General features: G+C 43.7%; 11 protein-coding genes. All 11 read right to left on the bottom strand.

Features of this window, described 5'->3' with window-relative positions; genetic code table 11:
• Positions 1 to 107 precede the first annotated feature (107 nt).
• Positions 108 to 347 carry an RNA chaperone Hfq gene (hfq, locus tag ACPUYX_RS16435; RefSeq protein ID WP_047808087.1) on the bottom strand — a complete coding sequence of 80 codons (240 nt, stop codon included), beginning with the start codon at positions 345 to 347 and terminating at the stop codon, positions 108 to 110.
• 35 nt (positions 348 to 382) lie between these two features.
• Positions 383 to 1,324, bottom strand: a complete 942-nt coding sequence (miaA, locus tag ACPUYX_RS16430) for a tRNA (adenosine(37)-N6)-dimethylallyltransferase MiaA (protein ID WP_426380716.1) — start codon at positions 1,322 to 1,324, stop codon at positions 383 to 385.
• 13 nt (positions 1,325 to 1,337) lie between these two features.
• A complete protein-coding gene (locus ACPUYX_RS16425) occupies positions 1,338 to 2,138 on the bottom strand; it encodes a class I SAM-dependent methyltransferase (RefSeq protein WP_426380715.1) in 801 nt (266 codons plus the stop codon).
• Positions 2,139 to 2,240: 102 nt separating this feature from the next.
• Positions 2,241 to 4,244, bottom strand: a complete 2,004-nt coding sequence (mutL, locus tag ACPUYX_RS16420) for a DNA mismatch repair endonuclease MutL (RefSeq protein WP_426380714.1) — start codon at positions 4,242 to 4,244, stop codon at positions 2,241 to 2,243.
• Positions 4,245 to 4,246: 2 nt separating this feature from the next.
• Entirely contained in the window at positions 4,247 to 5,575 is a 1,329-nt protein-coding gene (locus ACPUYX_RS16415; RefSeq protein WP_426380713.1) for a histone deacetylase family protein, read from the bottom strand.
• Positions 5,572 to 7,260 carry a hydantoinase/oxoprolinase family protein gene (locus ACPUYX_RS16410; RefSeq protein ID WP_426380829.1) on the bottom strand — a complete coding sequence of 563 codons (1,689 nt, stop codon included), beginning with the start codon at positions 7,258 to 7,260 and terminating at the stop codon, positions 5,572 to 5,574. Before ACPUYX_RS16410 ends, ACPUYX_RS16415 begins: the two co-directional genes overlap by 4 nt.
• 213 nt (positions 7,261 to 7,473) lie before the next feature.
• Positions 7,474 to 10,017, bottom strand: coding sequence for a DNA mismatch repair protein MutS (gene mutS / locus ACPUYX_RS16405; protein ID WP_426380712.1), 2,544 nt, complete (start codon positions 10,015 to 10,017; stop codon positions 7,474 to 7,476).
• A gap of 108 nt (positions 10,018 to 10,125) precedes the next feature.
• Positions 10,126 to 10,527 carry a YlbF family regulator gene (locus tag ACPUYX_RS16400; protein ID WP_426380711.1) on the bottom strand — a complete coding sequence of 134 codons (402 nt, stop codon included), beginning with the start codon at positions 10,525 to 10,527 and terminating at the stop codon, positions 10,126 to 10,128.
• Positions 10,528 to 10,615: 88 nt separating this feature from the next.
• Positions 10,616 to 11,947 carry a tRNA (N6-isopentenyl adenosine(37)-C2)-methylthiotransferase MiaB gene (gene miaB / locus ACPUYX_RS16395; protein ID WP_426380710.1) on the bottom strand — a complete coding sequence of 444 codons (1,332 nt, stop codon included), beginning with the start codon at positions 11,945 to 11,947 and terminating at the stop codon, positions 10,616 to 10,618.
• A 61-nt stretch (positions 11,948 to 12,008) separates the two neighbouring features.
• Entirely contained in the window at positions 12,009 to 13,055 is a 1,047-nt protein-coding gene (ytvI, locus tag ACPUYX_RS16390) for a sporulation integral membrane protein YtvI (protein ID WP_426380709.1), read from the bottom strand.
• A complete protein-coding gene (locus tag ACPUYX_RS16385) occupies positions 13,055 to 14,317 on the bottom strand; it encodes a serine hydrolase (protein WP_426380708.1) in 1,263 nt (420 codons plus the stop codon). The genes ytvI and ACPUYX_RS16385 overlap by 1 nt, the downstream gene beginning before the upstream one ends.
• Positions 14,318 to 14,326: the final 9 nt, after the last annotated feature.

Here is a 14,326-nt window from a genome sequence, read left to right as displayed (position 1 = left end):
AAAAGAACTAAGCCCGGCATTTCCGAACCTAGTTCTTTCGTCCAAAATTAAAAATCCTTAAGATCTTTATGTTTGGGAATAAATTTCAGCGAATTATGCTTAGCGTTTTATTCTACAGCAGCTGCAGTTGCTAAATTAATCGGACGTATCGGCATAACCGTAGAGATAGCATGCTTATAAACCATTTGTTGCCGACCTTCAAATTCAATCACAACCGTAAAATTGTCAAACCCTTTGATAAGTCCTTTAAGCTGAAATCCGTTAACCAAGTAAATGGTCACGGGTAGGTTCTCCTTGCGTACTTGATTTAAAAAGGTGTCTTGTAAATTGATGGGCGATTTATTCATATATTTCCCTCCATCACCTTATATTTCTACGCCATCTATTCTACACGAGTTTGCTGGGCTCTGCAAGTCAAGATTAGTTCTTCAAGGATTTGATCAATTCCCTCTTCGGTATCATACCAATGAATTCTGGGATCACGGCGAAACCAGGTTAATTGACGCTTGGCAAAATGACGGGTATCTCTTTGTAAAATTCTAAGCATTTCATTCTTTGTCACAAGGCCTTGCAAACACCAGACAGCATGCCTGTAGCCAATACTTTGGAGCGGTTTCAACGTTGAAGAATATCCCGTCTTAAGCAGGTTAAGAGTTTCTGCGAGTAGACCTTCGGCGAGCATTATTTCGCACCGTCGATTTATCCGCTCATAAATGATTTCACGGGGAGCAGTTAGCCCAACATAGAGCATCTGAGGATCTAGAGGCCGGTATTCATCATCCTTAAACTGACGTTGACTGGACAATGGTTTTCCGGTCAATTCTTGAACTTCTAAAGCCCGAATCACACGCAGAACATTATTAGGATGCAATTGCCGGGCGGTTTCCGGGTCTCGCTGCTCCAACACCTGATGTAAGGCTTGATTGCCATGATTATTAACAAATTCCTGCCATTTAAGACGTATTTTTTCTGAACCGCGCTCCCAGAAATCATAAGGATCCAGCAAGGAACGAATGTACAAACCTGTTCCTCCAACCACAATGGGAACATGATCCCGATCACGTATTTCCTCTATCAGAGAACTTGCCGATGTTTTAAACTGAGCAGCCGTAAAAGGTTCCGTAGGATCTAAACAATCGATAAGATGATGAGGAACGAGTTGCAGTTCTTCCTGGGAAGGTTTGGCTGACCCTATATCGAGTTTTTGATAAACTTGGACAGAATCTCCGGAGATAATTTCTCCCCCGACGTTCTGGGCGAGAGCTAACCCCAATGAAGACTTGCCAATGCCGGTTGGGCCTATAATAATAACCAGTGGTAACAAGACAACTCCTCCATTAAATTAAAATGAGACCATAATCAACGGAACTGTAGCGACCGCCAGACATTAGTTTAAAACCAAGGCGAGCAAACTCCCCGCTGTCCTTCCGCTCCTTAAGCACAACTCTTTTTCGAGCAGCTCGGCAGGCATCCTTCACAGTCTGCTGATCAAGAGGACTGTGCTCAGACCATTGGTGCAAGGGCTGGATACCATCGGATTCACGAAACGTTCTGCGAAACATAGGATCAAAGTATATCACATCAATAGACTTCGAGGGACAACGGCTTAGGAATTCCTTGTGGTCTGTCCAGCGAACGTCAATCCTTGAGGCGGCATGCACTAAGGATGTCCAAGCTTTTTTCTTATGTTCAGTTCTGGCTTGAAAACTAGTTTCGGTGAGATGCTTTAGACCGTCTTGAATAACTGCGGCCAAAATTGGGGATTTTTCCAGTCCCAAAACATGACCGGACTCTCCTACAACAAGTGCTCCGATAAGAGCGTCAGAAGCCAGTCCCAAGGTTGCATCAAGAAAGGAATCACCAGCCTTTAATTGAGTCGCATCAAGAAAACGGTCTGAACCGCCCCGTAAAATGTTAATAGCCCGAATCAAAGCCATATTAGGATGAAACGTTAAACGGTTTTTCCCCAGGATTAGTTCTGCACCGCGCCTTGAAATTTTTAGTTCAGGAAGAGATCCTAAATTGTTTTGTTGATCAACCCAAGAACATCCCGGTTGTTGTCGAAACCACTGAAGCCGTTCCCAGAGTTCGATGTCGGGCTGAGTAACTCTTAAGTAAATTGGAATAGGCTGATCCATGAATCTCCTCCCTTTAAAGCCTCCATTATAACAGTCTCTGCAGAAATATTCCACTTTTATATAACACTAGTAGTATGTCCCTGTCAATTCAGACTCACCCTTCTAAAGAACTCGGTAAAAACGCTTTTCTAACTCTCCTCGCGTGATCTTGATTGTTGTAGGGCGGCCATGCGGACAAGTATAGGGGTTCTCTGTCTGACTCAAGCGGGATATTAATTGTTCCATTTCTAATAGCGAGAGGCAATCCTTAGCCCTGATGGATTCCTTACAGGCTAAAAGATAGATCCACTCTTTTAAAAGCTGATCGAAACTTGGAGAGGTGTTTTTTTGCAAAACCTCTTCCAAGAATTGCCGTAGCAGTTCATCCGCTGGAACACTCCCCGTTTGGACAGGAACGCCCCGCAATAAATAGGTTTGATTTCCAAATTGTTCAAGAACAAAGCCCATTTCCCTGAGGATCCACATGTGCTCGATTAACATTTGTTCTTCCTGAAGCGTGAGCTCCAACGGAATTGGTATTAAAAGCATTTGGCTTTCTTGCTTTCTCGCTTTAAATTCAGCAAGAATACGTTCATAATTTATCCGTTCATGGGCTGCATGTTGATCAATCAGCAAAAGAACTTCACTATCCGTTGCTAAAATATAGGTATTAAACAGCTGCCCAATTGGCCAGAAACGGCTGAGGCTATGACTGTCATTATCCGCTTTGTCCATTGTCGCTGAATCATTCGTTCCTTCTTCCCTGTTCTTTGGAAATTCTTGATCTTCCGAAAAAACCGGAGGAATTAGAGTGACATTGTCATCAGAGAATAGATTACGTTGCAGGGGGGACGTCTTTTTGACTTCAGCCGTTGATTCACCATTCACAGGTGAACGTGAAGATCCTTGATCTTCAGAGACAATGGGCTCAGCTTCTCTTTCTGGAAATAAGGCTTGGGGTATCGATGGATCTCTCCTCACCTGATTTTCGCGAATTTCTTCCCCGGCTTGATGCGCAGAATTTTGCGGACTGTTATGAGGCGCAGTCACGATCCAAATAGGTTTTCCCTGAACAACTGTATTTGCCTGAGTTCTAAGCACCGATTCCAGAGGCCTGCCAAAGGATGGCAGGGGTTGACTCTTTAACAGGGTTTGGTAGATCGTCTTGGTTATAAATGACGCAAGCTCCTGTTCGTTTTTGAATTTCACATCCATCTTAGTAGGGTGGACATTGACATCATAATCTGAGGGAGAACCGTGCAGGTGAAGGGCGACTAGAGGATGAAGTTTGACGGGAATCAGCGTACGGTATCCTTCTTCTAAAGCATTGCTTAAAAAGGAGGAACGCACAACCCGCCCATTAATCATAAAGGTCTGAGCTTGTTTGGTTTTTCGAACCAGATCCGGAGGACTGATTAAGCCTTCCAACCTCCAATCCTGGCTTTGAGCATCCACGGTTATCAGCTGACGGGCTATTGATTGACCGAAAATAGCTCCCATCGTTTCCTTTAAATCTCCTCGCCCTGAGGTTTGCAATACCCTTTGAGTGGGATGGGCTAAAGAAAAGGCGATCGTCGGATGGGCAAGGGCAATCCGACCCACTGTATCGCTGATGAGACCAAATTCAGTGGCTTTGGACTTCAGGAATTTCAAGCGAGCCGGTGTATTAAAAAAGAGATTGCGCACGGTCACGGATGTTCCGGCAGGACAGCCCACTTCTTGGAGAATCCCCTCTCCTCCTCCGGTCAGAGTGTAGGATATACCTGAGATCTCTGTCTCTGGGCGAGAAACAATTTCCAGAGTGGACACTGAAGCGATGCTTGCTAAAGCTTCTCCTCGGAAGCCAAGGGTTTGCAAATAATCCAAATCTTGAATTCCGGTAATTTTACTGGTAGCATGACGAAGCACCGCTAAGGGTAAATCCTCCTCGCTCATTCCCTTGCCATCATCCCTTACTCTAATCAGAGGAACGCCATTTTCTTCAATAGAGATATCGATATGTTTTGCTCCGGCATCTAAAGCGTTCTCCACAAGTTCCTTAACCACAGAAACCGGACGTTCTACCACTTCCCCTGCTGCGATTTGATTCGCCGAATGGGAATCAAGGATATGAATTGCCGATGTCAACCTCAATCCTTCTTTCTCTGCCATACCTGATGTTGATTATGGAGCTGATTTTGCAGCAGGCCGCTGTGAATCTCTTGATGATGATGCTGCACATATTCCCAGAGATCATAGCCTGCCTGTTCACATTGGGGACAAGCCTCAAAAGGAATACGCACCAAAACAGACTTCGTCTTCGCATGAGTTCGCTGACTTTCAATATATACCGTACCTGCACAATGATTACACTTACGCACAAAATCCTGTCGTGTTTCTTGAAACCCTTCCGTATCATAATAGACGGAATGAGGAATGTAAACCCATTCTCCTGCCGGGAAGAATTTTACATTGTGAGTTGTAAAGTCAGGTTTAACTATTTGAGTTTGCTTTTTAAGGGTCTCTACGTAAGGCTTAAGGGTTGCTAAGGGTAAACTCGAACGCCCAATTTTTTGAGGTTCGCGAACATGATGATAGTCTTCACCCGCCAAAGCCAATAAAATTGCCAGATTAACAAAAGGAAGCGCTCCTTCAATGGAATAGCCGCCTTCGAGAACAGCCAGGTCGGGCTGAAGGAGTTCAGTTATCTTTCCATACCCTGAAGCCGTAAGATTCATGGAAGCTAAAGGGTCTGTAAAATGATTATCCTGGCCCGCAGAATTAATGATCAATTCCGGTTTAAAGGCTTGAAGACGGGGCAAAACCCAGGTTTCTAAAACATAGTGATACCCTTCATCCCCCGTTCCCGGAGGGAGCGGAATATTTAGAGTCTGACCCCATGCATTGGGGCCTCCTTGTTCATCAATAAAACCACTGCCCGGATAAAGCGTTCGTCCATCTTGATGCAGAGATATAAAAAGAATATTGGGATCATGATAAAAGATATCTTGAGACCCATCTCCATGGTGAACATCGGTATCGACGATGGCAATTTTCTTGATGCCATAACGTGCTCTCAACTGATTGATAAGAATTGCTTCATTATTTATTGTGCAAAATCCGCGGTTCCCCCAAACCGTTGCTCCTGAATGATGTCCGGGGGGACGAACAAGAACAAAACCATTGGAGATCTCTCCCCGAATCCGTGCCTCCCCAAGTAAGATAGCACTTCCTGCGGCGATAAGATGAGGATCTAAGGTTTCCGGATACAATGATGGCGTAGGAAATAAGGCTTGAGCTTGAGCTACGTCTGCTAAGGAGGCAACTCGAGGAGTAAATTGCTTCATTTGCGGCAAATCAAGAATTCCTTCTTCAAAGAGTTGTTCCTGAGTATACAAAAGACGTTCCTCTCGTTCGGGATGAGAGTTGCCTAGAGACCAATCAAAAGCAGGGAAAAATAATATTCCTGTACGCTTCATTTTACAACCCTCCCTATCACTCCAGGTCGTAGATGGGCAGCTCCACGAATGATTTGGCCTACCGTTTGATAGTTTTGAACGATAGGGAAGAAATCAAAAGGTTCTTTTTCGATATCATGAATTTGAATTCCATACTGTTCTGCTTGTTTTTGGACAAGTTGATCTAAAAAGTCTTCAACTTCACGGTAAGGACGCTGAGATCCCGTCCATTTTCCTTGCTCACCTGTTTCCTGCACATGATAACGTTTCATGTAAGTATCCAGATGAAGGGTACAATCAAAGGTCGGCCGGGCCATGGCTGCCCCCAGAGCATTGGAGACTTCGGGATAAACTCCCAGCAGAACCGGAGTTCCCAGGCGTTTTTGCAAAGCCTTCGTCAGCCCTTGGGCTCCGCCTCCACTTACAAGCGTATTAAAGGTCTGAGCCTCATGGGGATGAAGAACTTCCCATACTTTGTAGGCAGGCTCATCCTGCCATTCACGTTTTAAGGAATCAACAGCCTCTGCAATCCGGTTCACGACGGCCTCAATAATGTCGCCGGCAAGCTGCTGATAATACTGAGGAGCCCTGCGATCAGGCGGACAAAGAGACGCCAAAGCTTCTTCTGCCAATTGGCGGTTGCCATAATCGATCAGCCCAAGATAACGCATAGCATCTGTTGGGGTCAATGCTTTCCCGCCAAGGCAATAGGCCGGACCAAGACGATAATTTTTTAACTCAAATCCCTGTCCACAGGCCTCTATAACTGAATCTCCACCAACCGGAATTGAGCGAACAGCCAGGGAATGAACGAGAGTCGAATAAGGACCGATTTCAGCCCCCCGCGAGCTGAGCAAAGGTGTTCCGGAAAGAATCAAACCCAGATCGGTGGTTGTCCCACCGATATCGACAACGATTGTAGAGGCAGAGGTTTCATTCTGAGCCAGAGCTGCCAGAACGCTCGCTGCCGGTCCGGAATAGATCGACTCAATGGGCCTGAGTTTCCCGATTGGCAGGATACCCCCATCTGCTTTTAAAATTGCAATGGGAGCCTGAATCTTGAGACCGGAAAGAGCCGTTTGTAATTGCTGAGCGAATTGCTGATAGCGTCCCGTGACCCCCAAATTCAAATAGGTTGTAAGGCTGCGACGATAAAAATTTGCTTGGCCCCATTCATGTCCCAGGGCTAGTTGACATTTGGGGTAAGACTTCCTTAAATAATCCGCCAGCTGGGTCTCATGGAGATTGTTCCTATGAGAAAATTTGCCTACAACTGCCACTAGTTCAGGGCTCTCTGAGCATTCCTTCCAAGTCAGACGCTGCCATTCACTCGGATCAGAGGGTCTGACTTCCCGTCCCCGAAAGTCCATCTCCCCGCTGAGCACATGATAGTCAACAGGCCAAGGGAGAGCACTCAGGCTCATACCATTTCCGGGAAACAAAAATAGGTTAACAGGCGGCAGACGTTTTTGCAGGATGGCATTGGTGACAAGTGTCGTACTTACTGTAATCTGATTTACTTGCCTGACGTCAGGCAAGTTTAACGTTTCGAGGGCATTTATGATAGTTTCGACTAAATTCTCTTCCTGAGTAGGAACTTTAGCTGTCCGTTGAATTTGGCCCTGTTCAAGATATACCGCGTCGGTATAAGTACCTCCAACATCAATACCCACATGACAGGACAATATAATCCCCCCCAAATCCATATTCAATAGTTTAGCCATTAAATAAAATTTGTTATGATATTCTAAGCATATATGATTCTGCTCCTGCCAAACCCTTGTTTTTCTATCATAGGCCATTTTCTTGAAATAAAGCGCTCTATCGAAATTGGTGATTTCTGCAACAAAATCATTTATCCTCCAGCACGATAGCATTTGTTATTGGCTAGGATGCACAACTTTAGCTGAACGAGTTCACTAAGTTGATTGGATTCGTTCCCTTAGATCAAAGAGATATTGTAAGGCTTGGCGTGAAGTCATATCTTCTAATGGCAGTTGAGCCAATTCCTCTAAAATAGGATGGGTCTGAGCAATATCAAAAAGTGAGAACTGGGTTACAGCTTGGGAAGAATCGATTGGACCAGGGACAGATTTAGACGCCTCTAGTTCCAAAAGTAAGGTTTTAGCTCTCTGAAGGAGCTCATGGGGAAGACCGGCTAAACGGGCTACTTGAATACCATAGCTTCGGTCGGCGCGGCCCGGCAATATCTTATGTAAAAAGACAATGTCGTCTCCGCGTTCTTTAACGCCGACATGAAGATTGAAAAGACCAGAAAAATTATCTTCAAGTTGGGTCAGTTCATGATAATGTGTCGCGAAAAGGGTTTTGGGGTTAAAATCAGGATGTTGCACTAAGTATTCTGCGACAGCCCAAGCAATGCTTAGTCCATCAAAGGTAGCCGTTCCTCGCCCAATTTCGTCTAAAATGATTAAGCTCTTCCTGGTCGCATATTTCAAAATATGTGCTACCTCATGCATTTCGACCATAAAGGTGCTTTGTCCTGCCGCTAAATCATCTGACGCCCCTACCCGGGTAAAGATTCGGTCAACTAAACTAATTATCGCTTGTTTGGCGGGCACAAAGGACCCAATGTGTGCCATCAAGACAATAAGAGCTACTTGCCGCATATAAGTAGACTTTCCCGCCATATTGGGCCCGGTAATGATGGCTAAATGACGCTCCCCGGACAACTGCGCATCGTTTGGTACAAAGACACCCGCCTCTAACATATCCTCGACGACTGGGTGCCGCCCCTCTAAAATTGAAATTTGACCATCTATTGTTATTTTAGGGCGAATGTAGCGTTTACGCACTGCAACTTCAGCCAAGCTTACGAAGACATCGATTTCTGCTAAACTATCGGCCGCCTTGAGGATAGCCTGAGTATAGGAACGAACAGCTTCTCTAAGCTCCAGGAAAAGTTCAAACTCTAATTCCTTTAATCGTTCTTCGGCACCTAATATTTTTTCTTCATACTCTTTTAGTTCCGGAGTTATGAATCGTTCCGCATTTGAAAGAGTCTGCTTCCTGATATAAGCCTCAGGTACAAGATGAGCATTGGAATGTGTGATTTCTATATAATAGCCAAAAACTTTGGTATAGCCAATTTTTAAGGAACGTATCCCAGTCCTTTCACGTTCAGCGTTCTCAAGCCTAGCGACCCACTCTTTTCCACCCGTTGCAATAGAACGCAATTCATCCACCTCTTGGGAATATCCTGTACTAATGATATTTCCATCCCGCAGAGATATAGGCGGAGAAGGATTGAGAGCGTTAAGAAGCGTATTGACTAAAGGATCAAGTCCCTCCAATACAGGAATTTTCCTTTTTAAGATAGTTGCAGTGTTTGAGTTAAGAATCTCACGAATTGCTGGAAGAAGGGCTAAGGTTTGAGCCAAGGATAATAAGTCCTTTGCATTGGCTGTTCCATAAGATACTTTTCCCATTAGTCGTTCCAAATCATAGACTTTAGCCAGGATTTTCATTAAATCTTGACGTAAAAAGGAATCTAGTGTTAACTCTTCAACAGTATTTAAGCGTTGTTCAATATCAGCTTGCACGAGCAAGGGTTTATCGATCCAATGTCTCAGTAATCTTCCGCCTAAGGCTGTTTGAGTCAGATCAAGGACAGATAAGAGTGTCCCTTTTTTACCCTGATTTCTTAAGGATTCAGTAAGTTCAAGGTTTCGTCGAGTCCACTGATCGAGAAACATCCATTGCTCTGAGCGATACGTTTTGATCTCGACAATATGCGAGGGATCAACACCCGGCATCGTTTCCAGCAAATAATCCCAGAGAGCGGATGCTGCTGAAGCCGCCACAGGGAATTCTTGAAGCAAAGAAGCCTGAGCGGAGAATCGCTGTTTAAATACCGTACTCTCATAAGCCTTAAGATTCCGAACACTGCAGTAGTATCCGGCCCATAGTTTTGCTTTCTTTACAAGTTCAGACGGCAGCAAAATTTCAGCAGGATTAATGCGGGAAAGCTCAGCGAGTAAGGACTCGGCTTCCGAGGTCTGGAAAATGGCAAATTCTCCAGTTGATAAATCCAAAAAGGACATGCCCCACTGAGTATTAAAAAAAACACTCGCTAAATAACGATTGCTGCGTTCAGAAATTGGCTCAGTTAAAGTACCCGGAGAGACAATACGAATGATTTCTCGTTTAACAATACCCTTCGTGGCTTTCGGGTCTTCAACTTGCTCGCAAATGGCAACTTTATGCCCCGTGCTTACGAGTTTTACTAAATATGTCTCAACTGCATGATAAGGAACACCGCACATAGGTATCCGTTTGCCTTCCCCCGCATCTCGACTCGTTAGGGCAATTTGCAGGATCGGTGCTGCTAATTCAGCATCTTCACCAAACATTTCATAAAAATCACCGAGCCGATAAAAGAGTATCGCGTCAGGAACCGTTGCCTTTATTCCTTGATATTGTTTCATCATCGGGGTGGTCATCCCTTATACTCTCCTCTTGAGTTCATTTTACGCCAGCAGCTAAATCTTAAAAGGGAAGAGCTATAGATTAGCTCTTCCCTTAGTTAATTTCAGTCTTCCTCTTGAGGATTAGCCGCAACTGCAGCCTCCGCATCCAGAACTGGAACAGCTGCTGTCTCCACAGGAACAACTATCCGAAGAGTTAGCAATAGCGCCTGCCAAGATGGCATTTACACTGTCCAACATTTGCGTAAACTCATCCTGTGCCTTCATATATTCGGAAATAGCAGGATTAGCCTCTACCCGAGATTCAATTTCATCAACCGCTTTTTTATCCTCTTCAGAAAGCTCTTGATTGTTTTGCTGCATCTCCATAAAACGTTCCTGAGCTTTCTGTAACTCAGCAATCAGTTTTTGGGCGGACTCATCAGCAGTCATAGCATCTTCTTTGCTATGCAATTCAGCAAGCTCCGGACTTCGAGCAATTGCATCTGCTAGAATCTGAGCCTTCTCAATTATTTCATTCGTCACTTATACACACCTCCATTATCGTTACATTCTACATCAAACAACTTAATTCCTGCTTAACTCAATCTAGGCAGCTAAAAAGTGTTTAACATCACTTTGATTCCACGAGTTCGCCTACGAGGGTCCATGACCCAGCCTCCAGAATTCGTAGAGATACTAAGGAACCGATAATTTCCTGGGGGCCATCAAAAACAACGAGAATATTTCCACGCGTCCGGCCAGTCAGGCGATTAGGATTGTTCTTACTTGGTCCTTCAACCAAAACCTCATAACATTTCCCAATCATTCTTTGTCTTAGTTGATAACTTTCTTCGTTTTGCAAGCTCATCAATTTTTGCAGACGCTGCTTTTTGACCTGCAAAGGGATCTGATCTTCCATGCTCGCCGCCGGTGTGCCTGACCGTTTGGAATACATAAAGGTAAAAGCCTGACTGTAATGTACTGAATTAATCATTGCAAGGGTTTGTTCGAAGTCTTCCTCAGTTTCGCCAGGAAAGCCAACAATGATATCAGTTGTCAATGTCGCCTGAGGAAGAAGCTCGCGAATTTTTTCGACGATACTCATATAGTATTCCCGAGTATATTGCCGATTCATACAAGCTAGAATAGAATTACTGCCCGATTGAAGCGGCAGATGAACATGTTCGCATAATTTATTTCCCTTAGCGATTGCCTGAATTAATTTATCCGACAAGTCTTTGGGGTGAGATGTAATAAAACGAATACGCAAAAGCTCAGGTATTTGATCCACTTCCTGCAGCAAATCTGCGAAATCATAGGGAGGCACGAAATCTTTTCCATAGGAATTTACGTTTTGCCCTAGTAAAGTAACTTCTTTACAGCCATTAGCCACCAGATTCTTAATTTCTTGAACAATATCCTCTGGCTTGCGGCTCCTCTCTCTCCCCCGAACATGGGGAACAATACAATACGAACAAAAATTATCACAACCGTACATGATATTCACATTGGCTTGAAGCTTTCCTTTTTCTGCCAGAGGTGTTGATTCTTTCGTTTCATGAGGCTCCTGCCAAATTTCAGCGACTTTTGCTCCGGTGTCAGAACGGTGCAGCAGCTGGGAAAATTCATGCAAGTTGTGAGTACCCATCCAGATATCTACGTGTGGAGCACGTTTTTGCAGGCGTTCTAAGGCACCTGGTTGTTGAACCATGCAACCGCTGATCGCAATTTTTAAGTTTGGATTATTTTCTTTCAGTTTTTTGAGATCACCGATTTTGCCTAAAATTTTATTTTCAGCGCTTTCTCTGACACAGCAAGTATTGACGATAATTAAGTCAGCATTTTCAAGGTCATTCGTTCTACTATATCCTTCTTGTCGTGTAATTTCTGTCAGAGTCTCAGCATCCCTTTCTGACATTTGACAGCCATATGTTAAAGTGACTACATTCTTTTCCTTACTCAAGTGATTCAACTCCTAAATGGCTAATTACTGTACCTCATTATTCTAAATCGATTCAGCGAAATTAAAGATTGCGAAAAACGCCCGCCTTACTTAGTGCATGATAGGCAATAAGAATAAACGGTCCTAAAATCAAGCCGACAAGTCCCGTTGAAGCTAAACCGATATACATGCTAATAAGAACAAAAAGGGGATCGAGTCCCACATTATCTCCCAAAATTTTAGGTTCGATAACGTGTCTGACAATAGTAATTATAATCGTGAGAAGAACAAGTTCCAGCGCCAACAAGTTATGCCCGCCGAGGAAAGCAATGAGGGCCCAAGGAGCTAAAATGATTCCAACCCCTAACACAGGAAGTATACCAAAGATCCCTGTAATAGTTCCTAAAACGATGGCAAATTTAGTATGAATAATCAACAAGCCAACAATGGATAAAAAGAGAGTAACCAAAAAAACAATAAATTCTGCCCGTACAAATCCCGCAAAAGCACGCGAAAAGTCATAGCCTAATTCTCGTAGTTCTTCACGCCATTCTAGAGGAAATATATTCACGAAGTCACTTAGATAGCGTTTGCTCCCCTTGGACATAAAAAATGTCGCCACCAAAGCAATGACTATGATAATGATAAATTCGGGAATCTTGGCAGCAAATGTCAAAACATTTGATAGAACGTTAGGCACTCTGCTTACAAATTCTTTAACAGTATTATTTATACTATCCTCAGAACCCGGAATATTTAGATAATACACTTCAAATTTCGTAAGCCAATGCGTTATAAAGTGTTGTAATAACCGATTATAGAATGGCCAATGAATATAAATTTCTTGAATTTCTCGAATCAGCCGGAGAACCAAAAGGGTAATTAAGACGCCTACTCCCCCAATTTCAACGATCATAGCTGTCAGTACCGCTGGAACTTGGGGAAGACGGACTTTTCTAATAAGAAAATTCTTAAGCGGGCTTATGGCTGCAGTCATGATAAATGCCAAAATAAAAGGCAAAAATAGATAACTAAAGCGCCCTACTAAGTAAATCAAAATACCAATGACTAACCAAAAAGCAATAAACTTCAAACTTCGAATTAAAAATGACTTGGTTACACGGTTCACTAACTAGACTCCCTTCTTCTAGCAAGCAAAATTCGTTTGCGCTCCTGGCGTTTCGCCAGGAGTTTATAGCGATAGAGAAACAGCAAAAATACTCCTAGGCCCATAATACCTAAAGGCCAAGGCAGGCCATTAGGTTTTGGATCCTCTTGAGCTTTTGGAGGCAGAACAGTCTTCGAAGCATTAAGAGGAAGCGTGTCTAAGAGGGTGTCACCATCATAAACCTGTACTTGAGTAACCTCCTGACCTTCCTCAACTGAGTTTAGGACCTTCGTAGGAGACAATATTTTCAAACTTAACACTGGAGAGGCTTGACCATTGACCCCTTGTGTTAAATAAATTGGCCGTTCCAGCTTTAAATCAACCTTTTCATTGTTAACCGTTACTGAGCCCAGCACCGAGCCCACAGGTTTATAAACCTGATCAGAATATTGACTAAAACCATAATCGAGCATTGCCTGCATATCTGTATAAATTTCACGGCCAGGTGATTTAAGAATCACGCCAATTAATTGACGGCCATTTCTTGTCATCGAGGCTACAAGACAGTTTTCCGCTGCCGCCGTATAACCTGTTTTTATTCCATCGACATCGGAATCTCGCCATAACAATTTGTTTTCATTCATCATTTGGGTTGGAACATCCGGTTTTGCTCTGGAAATAACATGAGATTTGGTACGCACATATTGAGCAAATACTGGGTTTTGATAAGCAACCCGAGCAATTAAAGCCAAATCGTGAGCTGTAGTGACATGCCCATCTGCAGTTAACCCGCTGGGATTGACAAAATGCGTCCGAGTAGCCCCGATCTCAAGAGCTCTTTGGTTCATAAGATCGACAAAATCACTGACGTTTCCGCCTATATATTCAGCTACGGTTACTGCTGCATCATTCGCAGAGTTTAAGAACATCGCGTAAAGCAAGTCCTGAAGTGACATTTTTTCGCCAGGCTGTAAGTAAATCTGGGTTCCATAAACAAGTTTACTATTGAGTAACGTTGAGGAGGCTGTCACAATATCATTTAAATTTCCCCGTTCGATTGCTAATAGTCCGGTCATGATTTTTGTAGTACTGGCAGGGGCCAGCTGCTCGTCAGGATTTTTAGAAAACAGTGTCTGCCCAGATTGAACATCGATCAAATAAGCACCCTCGCCTTGTACCTGGGGTAACGATTGATTGTTCGAAGGCTTGTCCGAAGCATAAGTAACCGGTATATTGCTTATCATCATCGATACCGCCAGTATTATAACCATTATAAATTTCAAGGAAGAGAA

This window comes from Desulfosporosinus sp. SYSU MS00001 (genome assembly GCF_049943955.1).
Taxonomy (GTDB): Bacteria; Bacillota; Desulfitobacteriia; order Desulfitobacteriales; family Desulfitobacteriaceae; genus Desulfosporosinus.
Note: the sequence above shows the minus strand (reverse complement) of the source record. Positions and strands in the feature narration are given on the sequence as shown.